Genomic DNA, 14336 nt, shown 5'->3' on the forward strand with positions numbered 1-14336 from the left:
TTTGATTAAAGCAATACGACATTTCATGTCGTGTCGCTTATATCCTCCACCCTTGCGAAGCGATGCTTCTCAGGTGGAGGTCTTACGCTCCATTTAGATAAAATATCTGTTTTTTCTTTCCGTAAAAAATAAGCTTCAAAAGCAAAAGCCAGTGATTTTTCCACTGGCTTTTAGCCTACAGCATTTTAAACGATATCGATGAAAAAGATTTAATCATTGTCTTTTGAGGCTTTATAACCATAAGTATAGTTATAGCCATAGCCATAGCCATAAGCGCCCGGGCCACGTTGAATATCATTCAGAATAAAGCCATTGACCTTAACATTGACTTGTTCAAAACGATTGACAGTTAATTCCAGTTCTTTCATCTGTGATTTTGCATATCGTGCGATGACTAAATTCACACCCGCATATTGTGAAATGATAATACCGTCTGTTACTGCCAGTACAGGTGGGGTATCGATAATAACGTGATCATAACGGGGGGAAATTTGCTCTAGAAGTTCCGAGAATTTTGCCGAACTTAAAAGCTCTGAAGGATTTACCGGGCTTTTGCCACGGGTAATTACATCCAGGTGGGGAACGTCAGTGGATTTAACAATATTTTCAGGTGTTTGTTGACCATTTAAATATTCAGCCAAACCGGATTGGTTGTCATGGTTGAAATACTTATGTAAATAACCACGACGCATATCACCATCAATAATTAATACCCGCTTATTACTTTGCGCCAAGATTGTTGCTAAGTTTGCAGAAATAAACGATTTACCCACTTCAGGAGCAGGACCGGAAATCATGATGATATTGTTTTTGGCGTTGCTTAAGGCAAAATGAATGGCGGTACGCATACTGCGTAAGCTTTCGATGGCAATATCATCGCTATTTTTAACGGCTAAAATAGGAATATGCTTTTTCTTTTTCAGAAGCTTAATCCGACTTTCTTGAATTGGTGAACGCGGAACAGTGGCATAGACTGGTAAATCCAGTTCATTTTCAATTTGATCGGCATCTTTAATCCCTGAGCGCATCATATTACGTAATAAAGCCAGTAGGGTTCCCAAGAAACCACCTAGGAATATGGCCAAAATTAAAATTTGCAGTTTCTTTGGTTTAATTGGTTCAATTGGCAATACAGCTGTATCTACAACCCGAACATTGCCAATTTCACCGGCTTTGGCAATACGTAATTGCTGGTATGAGTTAAGCAGAGCGGTATAAAGCTGCTGTTTGACTTCAACCTCGCGGTAAAGCTGCAAATAGCGGCGTTGCAAGTCTGGTAACTGTTTTAATGTGCCATTCAGCTCGGCAATTTTCTTATTGATTGCGCCCAGTTGAGCATTCATTTGCTCCATCACCGGATGTTCATTGGTGTATTTTGCAGAAGCTTCCGCCAGTTTCTGCTCCAGTTCAGCTTTGGAGGTTTCCAGCTGAATGCTTTGTGTTAAATACAGTTCAGATTCTTTGGTCACATCAACAGTATTATACTGTTGGCGGAATTGGTTGAATTCGCGTTCAGCCACATCAAGCTGCTGCTTTAATTCTGGTAACTGCTCTTCAAGAAATTTAAGCGTTTGTGCAGTTTCAGCGGAGCGGCGTTCAATATTTTGGTGGCTATAGGCAACCAGAATTGAGTTAAGGACTTTGGTAATATGTTCTTTGTCTTGACCTTGATAATTTAGGCCCAAGATGCCGGTCAGTTTGCCTTTTTCGGCCACAGAATAGTTATTTGTGATTGAACCCATTGCTGCGGGTAAAGACATTTTTTGAATATTATAGCTGTCTTTTAGCTGGTATTGAGTGTAAATTGCGACTTTCCAGGTTCCGGATGCTGAGCTTTGCTGGCTTTCTTGGTTGATTGGGCCACTAATAACCACTTGCTTGGTTGCTGCATCTGTCAGAGTGAATTTATTGCCATTAAAATTAAGCGACAAATTTTTGTCTAAATAATCAGCTGGAACTTCAAACTTGCGAACCTCAAAGGACTGAGCATCATCCTTAAATAAAACAGATTTGTTTTGATATTGGGTTTGATAATCATGGGGGTGTAATAAACGATCAAAAAAACTGTTTTCTGTGCCTGAAATTTTTAAATCGAGGTTTAAGTTTTTAATAACAGAACCCAGTACCAAACGGGATTTGAGCAGTTCTATTTCAGCTTGAGCCGGTTGCTTCTGCTCAATCATATTGGATAAATCACCCAATAAGGCAGCAGATGTTCCCTTACTCTCCTCTACTTGTACCAAGGCATCCACTGAATAGGTATCCGGCGTTGTTTTTAAATACAGCAGTGCAGAAACCAGACTTAAAATGATGCAGAGTGCAATAAGTTTCCATTGTGCAATAAGTGAAAAGAAGAGTTCTTTTAAATCAATCGTATCTTCAGTATTGGTATTTTGGCTCATAATTTTGCTATCAAAAAGTTAAATATGTTGTGTCCAGTCGCTAATACAATCCCGTATTAACTGACAGGTTTCATCAAAGACCAATTGCTCATGCTGGTAAGGGTCAGGAACGTTTCTGCCTTGCCAATGCCCTAAGCGGAAAGTTTTTCCTTTCGCGAAAGGCCAGGTCTGCTCTATATGCTTTTGCTGATTTTGACTCATCACTAAAACCAGGTCTGCTTGCTTGATTTGCTTTGCATCCAGTTTTTTTGCAATATGAGCACTTATATCAATACCTAGATGCTGCATACAAAGTGTTGCTTTTGGGTCTGCGGTATGGCCGACTAAAGCGGCAATACCTGCAGACTCAATATGAAGGTTTGGATACTGCTCTTTTAACAAATATTCAGCCATCGGGCTACGGCAGATATTGCCTACACAAACTACAAGAATGTTCTGAATTTGCATTATTGCCCCAGGCGATCCAAATTATAAAGTGCATTCGAGAATGGAATAATTTGGTTCACGACACGTTGCCAACGCGCCAGGCCGGAAGCATCGACATAGACAATATCATTGCTGCGCATTTTGAACTTGTTGGCTAAACCAAAATCGGCAATACTGGTTAAATCCAGTTGATAGACTTCAGTCAAGGGATTCATAGCATCGCTACGGACGACATAAATTTTACTTCGGCTCGCAGATAGCGGATTTAAACCTAAACTTTCACCTAAAACATCACTTAAACTCATGCCCTGATCACGCATCGGCAGGGATTGGTTTTTACCCGATTCACCCATCACATAAATTTTTTGGTTTTCACGTGAATTGACATATAAAGTGTCATTGGGTTGGATCAGCAGGTTATGTAAGGACAGTCCGGCTTTTTCCAGTTCAATACTATTGAGCTGATAGGTGCGACCTTGTCTGACTAGGGTAATAGATGTGTTATCGCCTTGCTGGGAATTCACTCCACCTGCCATGCCTAAAGCGGTATATACACTGACAGGTTGATCACTCAGTGCAAATTGTCCACCTTTCATCACATTGCCTTGCACTGAAAAGCGCTGACCTTGATAAGACAAGACGCGAGCAATGACATCCGGTGTTTTTAAATAACGAGAAAGTTGGCTACGCAACTCTTGGTTGACTTGAGTTAACGATTTCCCTGCTGCTTTATAACGGCCAATCATGGGAAATTGAATATAACCACTTTGGTCAATTTGATAACCATTAGCCTGAGCAGATTGTTCACTACTAATTGAACTTGTAGGAGGGGTTATGTCTGGATAAGCCCAAAGATAAATAGAAAGAATATCTCCGGGACTCAATTTATAATTTTTATGCGAAGCATTAAATAAATGGGCATAATCCTGACGAATATTAATTTCGGCAGGCTGTACGGCAAATAAAGATTCCTGAGTGAGTTTGATTACATTGACTTGAGTGCCCAAATCCGTTTGATAAACCCCTTCACTAGGTAAATCATAAGTTTGTAAACCAGAAGTGATTGCACAACCAGTCATTCCTAAACTCAGTGCAAACATAACGCTATAACGGTAGTAACTCACTCTAAATCCTGTTTATAAAAATAATTTGAAATTAATATATAGGCGTAACTTGTCCAATAAATAAAATTTGAACAATAATATTTTATACCATTAATGTTTTGTTACCTAGTTTAAGATGTTGTTGAATGGTAAGATGTTGGGTATAGCCGCGGAAATACTACTGGGTTATCCTTAAATAAGAAATAGCAAGAAAATTAAATTTATTTATTGTGTGATGTTTTTGGCGTTTATAAGCTCTCATTTTAAGATTCACATAAATTGTCCGTTTGAATGATCTCTCCCATAAAGACAATATTTTACAATTAAAATTACTACAATTTCTGTTATATTATAATGCTATTTACAACGTCACGATGATCAAGAATTCATCGATCGCATAGGCTTCTATATGTTACAACTCTCTGAACTGAAAATAGCAATTATTGGGCTAGGTTATGTCGGTTTACCCTTAGCTGTAGAGTTTGGAAAACAAGTCCCTGTTGTTGGTTTTGATATTCATCAAAAGCGTATTGATGAATTAAAAAACGGTCAAGACCATACCTTAGAGGTTTCGCCTGAAGAATTAAAACAAGCCCATCAATTAGCCTATAGTGCAAATTTAGAAGATTTAACAGACTGCAACTTCTTTATTGTGACAGTGCCGACCCCGATTGATGAATATAAACAGCCGGATCTGACGCCACTGGTTAAAGCCTCGCAAAGTATTGGTAAAGTGCTGAAAAAAGGCGATATTATTGTTTATGAATCAACGGTTTATCCAGGGGCAACTGAAGAAGTGTGCATTCCTGAACTGGAAAAAGTTTCCGGTTTAAAATTCAACCAAGATTTCTTTGCTGGTTATAGTCCAGAGCGCATTAATCCGGGTGATAAACTGCACCGTGTGACCAATATTTTAAAAATTACTTCAGGTTCAACACCAGAAGTTGCTGATTTTGTTGATCAAGTTTATAACCTGATTATTCAGGCGGGAACCCATAAAGCAGCTAGCATTAAAGTGGCTGAAGCGGCTAAAGTCATTGAAAATACCCAACGTGATGTCAATATTGCGCTGATTAATGAGCTTGCCTTGATCTTCAATAAAATGGGGATTGATACCGAAGCAGTTCTACAGGCTGCAGGCACGAAATGGAACTTCCTACCGTTCCGTCCTGGTCTGGTTGGTGGTCACTGTATCGGGGTGGATCCGTACTATTTAACCCATAAAGCGCAAGCCATTGGTTATAACCCTGAAATTATTTTAGCCGGACGCCGCTTGAATGATGGTATGGGTGCCTATGTTGTGACTCAATTAGTCAAGGGCATGCTGAAAAAACGTATTCAGGTGGAAGATGCCAAAGTGCTGATTTTAGGTCTTAGTTTTAAAGAAAACTGCCCCGATATCCGTAATACGCGAATTATTGATATTGTCAATGAACTGAAAGAATATCACGTGAATGTCGACGTTTATGATCCATGGGTAGATCGTGCCGAGGCCGAGCATGAATATGGAATTCATCCTGTTTCGACATTAATAGACAACAGCTATGACGCCGTTATTTTGGCGGTGGCACATGAGCAGTTTAAAGAGATGGGCGTAGAGAAAATTCGTGCCTTGGGTAAAGCGGAACATGTTTTATATGATTTAAAATATGTTCTTGCGCAGTCTGAATCTGATCTCCGTTTGTAATTTAAAAAGTGTTAGGAAGCATAGCCATGAGTCAATATCACCTCGTTTGTGAACAGTTAAAGCAGGCGCCGAAAACGTGGCTGGTCACGGGGGTTGCCGGTTTTATTGGCTCTAATCTGCTAGAAACGCTCCTAAAACTTGATCAGACTGTTGTTGGTCTGGATAACTTCGCTACCGGTCATCAATATAATCTGGATGAAGTGCAGTCATTAGTCAGTGCAGCGCAATGGGCGAGATTTACCTTTTATGAAGGGGATATCCGTAAGCTAGAAGACTGCCAAAAAGCCTGTGCCGGTGTGGATTATGTCCTGCATGAAGCTGCTTTAGGTTCAGTACCACGTTCAATTGCCGACCCGATCACCACCAATGAAACCAATATCAGCGGCTTCCTAAATATGCTGACTGCTGCACGTGATGCTAAAGTTTCCAGCTTTACCTATGCGGCCAGCAGCTCAACCTATGGTGACCATCCGGCATTGCCGAAAGTTGAAGAAAACATTGGCAAGCCTTTGTCACCTTATGCCGTGACCAAGTATGTCAATGAGCTCTACGCTGATGTGTTTGCCAAAACTTATGGCTTTAAAGCGATTGGTTTACGCTACTTTAATGTATTTGGCCAGCGCCAGGATCCCAACGGGGCCTATGCAGCGGTGATTCCAAAATGGACTGCAGCCATGATTGCCGGTGATGATGTGTTTATCAATGGCGATGGTGAAACCAGTCGTGATTTCTGTTTTATTGAAAACACGGTACAGGCCAATATCTTGGCGGCGACCACGCAAGATGATGCAGCTAAAAATCAGGTTTATAATGTCGCAGTCGGTGACCGTACCACATTGAATGATTTGTATCGTGCAATTCAGGCTGCACTTGCGGAAAATGGCGTAAATTACAGCAAATATGCGGTGTACCGTGATTTCCGTGCCGGAGATGTACGTCATTCACAAGCCAGTATTGCTAAAATTGAACAGGCCTTGGGTTATGCACCTGAGTTTCGAATTGATGCCGGTATTCAGCTGGCCATGCGCTGGTACGTTAAAAATCTGACATGATTGCGCGTATTTTTACCAAATATCAATCGATTGGCTTAATCACGTCGAGTTTATTAGTAGGTGCGATAATTACATTTATCGCACTTCCTTTTTTAACGCGTCTGTATTCAGTTCAGGATTTTGGTGAATACGGTATTGCCTTGGCCGTGGTCAGTGTTCTGTCGACCATTGCCAATTTACGTCTCGATCAAGCTTTACTGGTCGCGGAAGAGCAGGACAAGAAAAGCCTGATTTTTGAAGGGACGATGTTCTCTGCAGGTATTGTGGTGATCAGTGCCATCATCTTAAGTTTTATTTTTAATGCGGCTGTGGTGGCTGCCATCTGTAGTGGTGTGTTGGCCAATACCCTGATTCAAACTATCTATAACTATAAATTTGCCGCGCATGCCGAATATTTCTGTGCCGGACTGAATATTTTGCGTAGCCTGATTGTGGTGCTGGTGCAGCTGGGTTTGCCCTTCTTGATGAGTATCAGTCTAGTCAATAGTTATAATGTCAGTTCGGTGCTGATGCTACTGTTTATATTGATTTATATTGTAAAAAATCAGCTCTATCAGCTCAGTTGGCAGGCATTTAAGCACTATAAAGATTTTATTTATTCCAATACTCCGCATGCCTTGCTGAACAGCTTTTCGCATAACTTGCCTTATTATGTGGTCTCGCATTTTGTCGGTGTTCAGGCGATGGGCTTTTATGCCATTGTAGAGCGGACCTTGCGCGTGCCGATCAATTTAATGTCGCAAACCATTCGCCAGTTCTTTATCCGCAAATTTAAAAATCTGGAAAATAGCCAGGAAGCTTTAAAAAGCAGTGTGCTGCTTAGTTTGCTGTCTTTGCCCTTATTTGCTGCATTTTTTGTCCTGCCAGAGTCCCTATATTTATGGGTGTTTGGCAAAGACTGGGTGGGCATTTCCACCTATTTTCAGATTTTGGCCTTGGGCTATTGGGCAATTTTCTGTAATCCGCCCAGTTCGGCTTTCCTGATTGCGCAGCGCAATAGTCATGTGCTGTTTAGATTGCAGGTCATTGAATTATTGATTAAATTCGTTTTATTTTTCGGCTTCTATGTACTGGTAGAAGATAAAATTTATATGCTGCTTGCCGTACCGGTTGCCTTGATTTTTTATAACTTTGCCATTTTATTCTCTGTGTGGAGTAGCAAAAAGTGATGTTTTTTAAAGCTTTAAAACTCATGAATTGGTTCGCTGCACAATGCCGCAAGGTTCTTTATAATCAGGCTTTTGGTACCCAGTTTAAATATTTTGGTAAAGCGTGTACCTTGGAAATTTCCGGTCAGGTGCATATTGGTAAAAATGTCTATATCGGCGATCAGGTCAGCCTGATTGTGGAACCAGGGGCAACGCTCAGCATTGCCGACAACAGCTTTATTGGTGAAAGTTGTTATATAAAATGTTTTGGCGGTACTGTCAGCATTGGTCAGGATGTCAGCATCAACTCCAAGTCATTTATCAATGGCTGTGGTGGGGTTAGCATAGGTGATAACACTCGTATTGGTACGCAAAGTATTATTATTGCCAGTAACCATAAATTTGGTGAACCTGATCTCTTAGTGAAAGATGCAATTACCAAGCAGGGGGTCAGCCTGGGTGAAAATATCTGGCTCGGTGCCCGGGTGACGGTTCTGGATGGCGTCGTAATCCCAAATGATAGCGTCATTGGTGCCTGTAGTTTGGTCTCCAAACCTTTACCAGAGTCCGGTGTCTATGTCGGGATTCCGGCTAAAAAAATCAAATCGGTGTGATGGCTCATCCATATCGTTTACATCATTTTCAGCGTAAAATATTGCACTGATTTTTCTTCTTTCCGATTTAGATCCTTCTACTCAGGTCATGCTTATGGCATTTATGGTTTCTGCTTTTCGACAGCTGTTTGATCTCGCTTATTTTTTGGCGAAGGGCAGCGTGGCTTATGCACGCCGTAAAGGGGTGAGGGTCGGAGAAAATTGCCGTATCTATATTCGCAGCTGGGGCTCAGAACCCTTTCTGATTGCTATTGGCGATCATGTCACAGTGACTTCTGGGGTAAAATTTATTACCCATGATGGCAGTACCTGCCTGGTCAAAGATCAGCATGGCAAGCGTTATCAACGCTTTGCTCCGATTCAGGTCGGTTCGCATGTGTTTATCGGGGTCAATACGATTGTTATGCCGGGGGTGAAGATTGGCTCTAATGTCGTCATTGGTGCCGGTTCGGTGGTGACCAAAAATATTCCGGATAATAGTGTCGCGATTGGCGTGCCCGCCAAGGTGGTTTCAAGTTTTGCGGACTATGCTGCCAAGATTCAAGCCAGCTGTGCCAGCGATACGGAACTTGCCGGCATTCATGATTATCAGCAACGTGTGCAATGTGCGATGGATCTGCAAGCCTCCAAAAATCCTCATTAATTTCTTCCATTTTCAGGTATTGTTATGCTCAATAAAATCATGTTTTTTTTGCCGACCTTAGGTGGTGGTGGGGCAGAACGTACCGTGATTCAGTTGGCCAATAACCTGGTCCAGCAGGGGCGCAAAGTGGATGTGGTGGTCTGTGATATCAGCGGGGTAAAAGGTAAATTACTGCCCGAGGTAGATTCGCAGATTCAATTGATTAATCTAAGCTGTGGCCGTGTTGCCAATGCCATTTTCCCACTGAAAAAATTGTTGCAGGCGGTGGATTATGATGTGCTGGTAGCGACCCAAACCCATAGTAATATTATTGCTGCCTTGACCAGACGTTTAGCCAGAAGTCAGGCCCGGTTGATTCTGCGCGAGGTTTCCACGCCTTCGAAAAATTTGAAATTACAAGGCATTGCAAAGTGGCTGCTAAAAACACTGGTCAAAATGACCTATCCCTCTGCTAGTCAGGTGGTCTGTGTGTCCAATGGCGTGCTGGATGATTTTCGTGAATATTATGACTATTCCAAGAACAATTTAGTCACCATTTATAATCCGGTGATTGACGAAACCTATGTTGAAAAACTGCAAGTTACGGTTGAGCATCGTTTCTTTCAGCCTGAAAATAAAGCCATTTTGGCGGTGGGGCGTTTAACCGAAGCGAAAAATTTCGGTTTTCTTATTCGTTCTTTCCATGCTTTGTATCAACAACACCCGGAAACCCGTTTGATTATTCTGGGTGAAGGGGAATTACGCGGTGAACTAGAGCAATTGGTTCATGACCTAAGCTTAAGCGATATAGTTGATCTGCCCGGCTTCGATCCTAATCCCTATGCTTATTTTAAATATGCAGAACTGTTTGTGTTAAGTTCCAACTGGGAAGGTTTGCCTGGGGTGCTGATTCAGGCTTTGGCCTCGAAAATTAAAGTGGTGAGTACCAATTGCCCGAGCGGTCCAAAGGAAATTTTGGCTAATGCCAAGTTTGGCTTACTGGTGGAATGTAATGATCAGGCGGGTATGACAGCGGCGATGCAACAGGCGATTTTCGGTGCATATGTCACTTATGATGACACTGAACTGGCTGCACATTGTCTGCAATTCCATAAACATACCGTGCAACAGCGTTATCTGCAGCTGATGGAGCAATCCGCATGAGTCAGCAGAAACCAACCATGCTGCATGTGATTACCAACTTTGCCGGAGTGGGTGGCGCAGAGATGATGCTGGCACGCCTGATTCAGCAGACCCAGGATCAGTATAATCATGTGATTATCGCGCTGATGAAAACATCGGATGTTTATGCCGAAACTTTAGCGCTTTGCCAAAGCCATTATGCATTGGGCTGGAATGGGCTGAATACGCTGGGGACGATTGCCAAACTGCATGATTTATTGAAAAGTATAGCGCCAAAAACGGTGCAATGCTGGATGTACCATGCCAATGTGTTGACCAGTTTAAGTTGCATCGGTCTCAGTCCAAAACCCGATATTTTTTGGGGCATCCATCATTCGCTGGCCTCTCCCAAAGAGGAATCGTTGAGTACCAAAGTTGCGTTGCTGATGAGTAAAGTTCTGGCCGCTCAGCCCAAAGGCGTGATTTATTGTGCGCATTCATCTTTACAACAACATCAAAGCTTTGGCCTGAAAAATAGTAATACTCAGGTGATTGCCAATGGCGTATTTTTAGATAAATTCCAGCCCAACCCTGAATTGCATGAACCCTGCGTGATTGGTTTTGCCGGGCGTTATCACACTGCAAAAGGCTATCCCTATCTGTTTGCTACCATGGCCCGGCTGAAAGATCAGCCGATTATTTTTAAAATTGCTGGCAGTGGGGCAAACTTAGAGAATCCCGAAGTAAAAGCTTTATTTGAGCAATTTGGGCTAGATAAAAATAAAGTCCATTTGCTCGATCAGGTTTCTGATATGCCGGCATTTTATCAGTCGGTTGATGTATTCCTCATGACCTCAATTACCGAAGGTTTTCCCAATGTTCTGGTTGAAGCCATGGCGTCTGGCTTACCCTGCATCAGTACCGATGTAGGTGATGCCAAATATATTGTCGATCAGCTGGGCGCCATTGTGCCGCCACGCGATCCGGAGGCGCTGGCTAATGCCATTTTGGACTATGTCCATTCTAGCCAGGCGGAAAAATTACAGTTGAAACAAGCCACTCGTGCACGGGTGGAACAATATTTTAGTATTGAAAGCGTGAGTCAGCAGTATATGGACATATGGAGACAAAGTGCATGAAGTTTTTGATGATTTGTAGCTATCTACCTTCAGCATTGAACTTCAGGGGCAAACTGTTAGAAGCGATTCATGCTCAAGGTTATGAAATTCATGTGTTCGCACCGGACCTGACGGATTTTCCCGATGAATTAAAACGGTTGCAGCAGTTGGGCTATCAGGTTCATTGCATCCCCATGCAACGCGCAGGTACCAATCCACTGGCCGATCTTAAGCTGCTGCAAACCCTGTATCAGCTGATCCGAAAAATTCAGCCGGACATAGTGCTGAGCTATACCATTAAACCGGTGATTTACGGCACTTTAGCTGTATGGCTGGCGCGGGTACCACAGCGTTTTGCCTTGATTACCGGGCTGGGTTATGCTTTTCAAAATATTGAATCGGGCAAACGCAGCCTGTTCCAGAAACTGGTGCATGGCTTGTATGCCCAGGCACTGAAACATGCCGATAAAGTGTTTTTCCAGAATCCGGATGATTTAAAACTCTTTCAGGACATGCAACTATTGTCCGCAAATAAGCCGACTGTAGTGGTCAATGGTTCAGGGGTGAATGTACAGGATTTTGAACTGATGCCTTTACCACTCACTGAAGAAGGGCAGGTGAAAGCCTCATTTCTGTTGATTGCCCGTTTGCTCGGTGATAAAGGTGTACGCGAATATGCCGAAGCAGCCCGCATCATCAAGGCCCGATATCCTGAAACGGAATTTCATCTGGTCGGCTGGATTGATGACAATCCCTCTGCGATTTCGCAAGCTGAGCTTGATACCTGGGTACAGGAAAAAACCGTGAAGTATTGGGGTAAACTGAGTGATGTACGTCCGGCCATTGCGGCAAGTTCAGTCTATGTCTTGCCTTCTTATCGGGAAGGAACACCACGTACCGTATTGGAGGCCATGGCGATGGGTCGTGCCATTATTACCACCGATGCTCCGGGCTGCCGTGAAACGGTGAGCAATGGCGTAAATGGCTATTTGGTCGGGGTGAAATCGGTCGATGATCTGGTGCAGGCGATGCAGTACTTTATTGAAGATCCTAAGCTGATTAGCTATATGGGACAACGTTCACGGGAAATGGCACTTAATAAATATGATGTGCATCAAGTGAACCGACATATGCTGACAGAAATGCAGATCATTTCTCAGCCATGATCGAGATGAATTGGCTGGACAGGATAAATAATTCAGAGATGGTTTTATGATCGTGAAATACATTAAAAGTGACTTGTATCGCTATACCGGAAAGATCAGCTTTAAACTCTTTTTAAAAAACTATTTGTTTAATCGTGGTTTTAACTTTTCAGTCTGGCTGCGACTCGCCAGCGCAAAATCCATGTGGGCAAAATTTGCCTATCCGATTTATTATTATAAGAAAAAGCAATACGGCATTGATATTCACATCACCACAAAGATTGGCTATGGTTTGTATATCGGTCATGGCGGGCCATTGGTAGTCAATCCTTCAACCGTCATTGGCAATAATGTAAATTTATCGCAATTTACCACCATTGGTGCGAATGGCGGGCATCAGGCTGCCGAAATCGGCGATAATGTTTATATTGGCCCTCAGGTCTGTATTGTGAACCAGGTTAAAATTGGCTCCAATGCAACGATTGGGGCGGGCAGTGTCGTCACCAAAGATATTCCAGAAGGTGCCACCGCTGCGGGCAATTATGCAAAAGTATTGCATATGAACAATCCGGGTGGATTAGTGAATAGACGTTGGACTGATCTTTAATATATAAAATGAGTGAAATGAATGTTAAAGCGTGTTCTGGATGTCGTGATTGCCTCGACGGCCTTGCTGCTGCTGTCTCCAGTCTATTTTTTTGTCGCCTATAAGGTACGTAAAAATTTAGGCTCACCGGTGCTGTTCCGTCAGGTACGTCCGGGACTGCATGGCAAACCCTTTGAAATGATTAAGTTTCGCAGCATGAAAGATGCGGTGGATGAAAATGGAAATCCATTACCTGACAGTGAGCGCCTCATCCCATTTGGTCAAATGCTGCGTGCCACTAGTCTGGACGAAATGCCGGAACTGTGGAACGTGATTAAAGGTGAGATGAGTATAGTTGGACCACGGCCACTATTGATGGAATATCTACCTTTATACAATAGCGAACAAGCCAAACGTCATAATGTGCGTCCGGGTATCACAGGCTATGCGCAGGTGAATGGTCGCAATGCCATTTCATGGGAAAAGAAATTCGAGCTGGATACATGGTATGTGGAAAATCAATCGCTATGGCTCGATTTTAAAATCATGCTGAAAACCGTGAAAAAAGTGCTTGCCAAGGATGACATCAGTGCCGAAGGCGAGGCAACGATGAGCAAATTTACCGGCACACCGGAACAAAAAAAATGACAACACTCTATGCGATTTATGGGGCTTCAGGTTGTGGACGTAGCCTGATGCCGGTGGCACGGCAGCAGTTGGCCCGTGAACATACTAACTCTGAAATTGTGTTTATTGATGATGCACAGACAGAAATTACCACGGTCAATGGCCATCGTGCCATGAACTATGCGGCCTTTCTGGCTGAACCCGTTGCGCAAAAATATGTCTTGATTGCGATTGCCAATAGCCAAGTCCGTGAAAAAATAGCCAATCGCCTGCAAGCGGATGATATTCAGCTCTGGTCGGTTATGGCAGATAATGTGGTGCTGATGGATGATGCTCAGATTGCAGCTGGTGCAGCCCTGAGTCCATTTGTGACGATTACCTCGAATATTAAAATTGGAAAATGCTTCCATGCCAATTTATACAGCTATGTCGAGCATGATTGCGTGATTGGGGATTTCGTTACCTTTGCACCGGGCGTAAAATGTAACGGCAATATTCACATCCATGACCATGCTTATATTGGCGCAGGTGCCATGATTAAGCAGGGTACACCTGATCAACCTCTCATTATTGGCGAAGGTGCGATTGTCGGTATGGGTGCCGTGGTCACCAAAAGTGTCCCTGCAGGCGCAACAGTGGTGGGTAATCCTGCGCGGATTGTAACTGCTTCACAGAAATAAGTTT

General features: G+C 42.9%; 14 protein-coding genes. 11 read left to right on the forward strand and 3 right to left on the reverse strand.

What is annotated here, in order from left to right; translation table 11 throughout:
- Positions 1–209: 209 nt before the first annotated feature.
- Genes GTU69_RS08350 through GTU69_RS08360 form a run of 3 tightly spaced genes read right to left on the reverse strand, consistent with a single transcriptional unit; the run spans position 210 to position 3928 of the window.
- The gene (locus tag GTU69_RS08350; protein WP_166169720.1) at positions 210–2402 is read right to left on the reverse strand and encodes a polysaccharide biosynthesis tyrosine autokinase; all 2193 of its coding nucleotides are present in this window, start codon (positions 2400–2402) and stop codon (positions 210–212) included.
- 18 nt (positions 2403–2420) lie between these two features.
- Complete coding sequence (locus GTU69_RS08355; RefSeq protein WP_166169722.1) at positions 2421–2849, reverse strand: low molecular weight protein-tyrosine-phosphatase; 429 nt, start codon at positions 2847–2849, stop codon at positions 2421–2423.
- Entirely contained in the window at positions 2849–3928 is a 1080-nt protein-coding gene (locus GTU69_RS08360; protein ID WP_166169867.1) for a polysaccharide biosynthesis/export family protein, read from the reverse strand. The genes GTU69_RS08355 and GTU69_RS08360 overlap by 1 nt, the downstream gene beginning before the upstream one ends.
- Before the next feature lie 412 nt (positions 3929–4340).
- On the opposite strand from GTU69_RS08360, the gene tviB reads away from it, so the two are divergent.
- From tviB to GTU69_RS08415, 11 genes are all read left to right on the forward strand, one after another.
- The gene (gene tviB / locus GTU69_RS08365) at positions 4341–5618 is read left to right on the forward strand and encodes a Vi polysaccharide biosynthesis UDP-N-acetylglucosamine C-6 dehydrogenase TviB (protein WP_166169724.1); all 1278 of its coding nucleotides are present in this window, start codon (positions 4341–4343) and stop codon (positions 5616–5618) included.
- A 26-nt stretch (positions 5619–5644) separates the two neighbouring features.
- On the forward strand, positions 5645–6670 hold the full coding sequence (locus GTU69_RS08370) for an NAD-dependent epimerase/dehydratase family protein (protein WP_166169726.1): 1026 nt from the start codon (positions 5645–5647) through the stop codon (positions 6668–6670).
- A complete protein-coding gene (locus tag GTU69_RS08375) occupies positions 6667–7839 on the forward strand; it encodes an oligosaccharide flippase family protein (protein WP_166169728.1) in 1173 nt (390 codons plus the stop codon). The genes GTU69_RS08370 and GTU69_RS08375 overlap by 4 nt, the downstream gene beginning before the upstream one ends.
- Positions 7839–8432, forward strand: coding sequence for an acyltransferase (locus GTU69_RS08380; RefSeq protein WP_166169869.1), 594 nt, complete (start codon positions 7839–7841; stop codon positions 8430–8432). The genes GTU69_RS08375 and GTU69_RS08380 overlap by 1 nt, the downstream gene beginning before the upstream one ends.
- A 94-nt stretch (positions 8433–8526) precedes the next feature.
- A complete protein-coding gene (locus tag GTU69_RS08385; protein WP_166169730.1) occupies positions 8527–9075 on the forward strand; it encodes an acyltransferase in 549 nt (182 codons plus the stop codon).
- A gap of 24 nt (positions 9076–9099) precedes the next feature.
- Positions 9100–10218: a glycosyltransferase gene (locus GTU69_RS08390; RefSeq protein WP_166169732.1), complete on the forward strand. Its 1119-nt coding sequence runs from the start codon at positions 9100–9102 to the stop codon at positions 10216–10218.
- Positions 10215–11315 carry a glycosyltransferase gene (locus tag GTU69_RS08395; RefSeq protein ID WP_166169734.1) on the forward strand — a complete coding sequence of 367 codons (1101 nt, stop codon included), beginning with the start codon at positions 10215–10217 and terminating at the stop codon, positions 11313–11315. Before GTU69_RS08390 ends, GTU69_RS08395 begins: the two co-directional genes overlap by 4 nt.
- Positions 11312–12460 carry a glycosyltransferase family 4 protein gene (locus tag GTU69_RS08400; RefSeq protein WP_166169736.1) on the forward strand — a complete coding sequence of 383 codons (1149 nt, stop codon included), beginning with the start codon at positions 11312–11314 and terminating at the stop codon, positions 12458–12460. The genes GTU69_RS08395 and GTU69_RS08400 overlap by 4 nt, the downstream gene beginning before the upstream one ends.
- Positions 12461–12506: 46 nt before the next feature.
- A complete protein-coding gene (locus GTU69_RS08405; protein ID WP_166169738.1) occupies positions 12507–13046 on the forward strand; it encodes a serine acetyltransferase in 540 nt (179 codons plus the stop codon).
- A 21-nt stretch (positions 13047–13067) separates the two neighbouring features.
- A complete protein-coding gene (locus GTU69_RS08410) occupies positions 13068–13673 on the forward strand; it encodes a sugar transferase (protein WP_166169740.1) in 606 nt (201 codons plus the stop codon).
- A complete protein-coding gene (locus GTU69_RS08415; RefSeq protein ID WP_166169742.1) occupies positions 13670–14332 on the forward strand; it encodes an acetyltransferase in 663 nt (220 codons plus the stop codon). The genes GTU69_RS08410 and GTU69_RS08415 overlap by 4 nt, the downstream gene beginning before the upstream one ends.
- Positions 14333–14336 lie beyond the last annotated feature (4 nt).

Source organism: Acinetobacter sp. SA01, assembly GCF_011319235.1.
In the GTDB taxonomy this organism is placed as follows: domain Bacteria; phylum Pseudomonadota; class Gammaproteobacteria; order Pseudomonadales; family Moraxellaceae; genus Acinetobacter.

Coding starts and splice junctions, on each gene's coding strand:
- GTU69_RS08350 (WP_166169720.1), bottom strand. CDS start 2,402: ATGAGCCAAAATACCAATACTGAAGATACGATTGATTTAAAAGAACTC.
- GTU69_RS08355 (WP_166169722.1), bottom strand. CDS start 2,849: ATGCAAATTCAGAACATTCTTGTAGTTTGTGTAGGCAATATCTGCCGT.
- GTU69_RS08360 (WP_166169867.1), bottom strand. CDS start 3,928: ATGTTTGCACTGAGTTTAGGAATGACTGGTTGTGCAATCACTTCTGGT.
- tviB (WP_166169724.1), top strand. CDS start 4,341: ATGTTACAACTCTCTGAACTGAAAATAGCAATTATTGGGCTAGGTTAT.
- GTU69_RS08370 (WP_166169726.1), top strand. CDS start 5,645: ATGAGTCAATATCACCTCGTTTGTGAACAGTTAAAGCAGGCGCCGAAA.
- GTU69_RS08375 (WP_166169728.1), top strand. CDS start 6,667: ATGATTGCGCGTATTTTTACCAAATATCAATCGATTGGCTTAATCACG.
- GTU69_RS08380 (WP_166169869.1), top strand. CDS start 7,839: ATGTTTTTTAAAGCTTTAAAACTCATGAATTGGTTCGCTGCACAATGC.
- GTU69_RS08385 (WP_166169730.1), top strand. CDS start 8,527: ATGGCATTTATGGTTTCTGCTTTTCGACAGCTGTTTGATCTCGCTTAT.
- GTU69_RS08390 (WP_166169732.1), top strand. CDS start 9,100: ATGCTCAATAAAATCATGTTTTTTTTGCCGACCTTAGGTGGTGGTGGG.
- GTU69_RS08395 (WP_166169734.1), top strand. CDS start 10,215: ATGAGTCAGCAGAAACCAACCATGCTGCATGTGATTACCAACTTTGCC.
- GTU69_RS08400 (WP_166169736.1), top strand. CDS start 11,312: ATGAAGTTTTTGATGATTTGTAGCTATCTACCTTCAGCATTGAACTTC.
- GTU69_RS08405 (WP_166169738.1), top strand. CDS start 12,507: ATGATCGTGAAATACATTAAAAGTGACTTGTATCGCTATACCGGAAAG.
- GTU69_RS08410 (WP_166169740.1), top strand. CDS start 13,068: ATGTTAAAGCGTGTTCTGGATGTCGTGATTGCCTCGACGGCCTTGCTG.
- GTU69_RS08415 (WP_166169742.1), top strand. CDS start 13,670: ATGACAACACTCTATGCGATTTATGGGGCTTCAGGTTGTGGACGTAGC.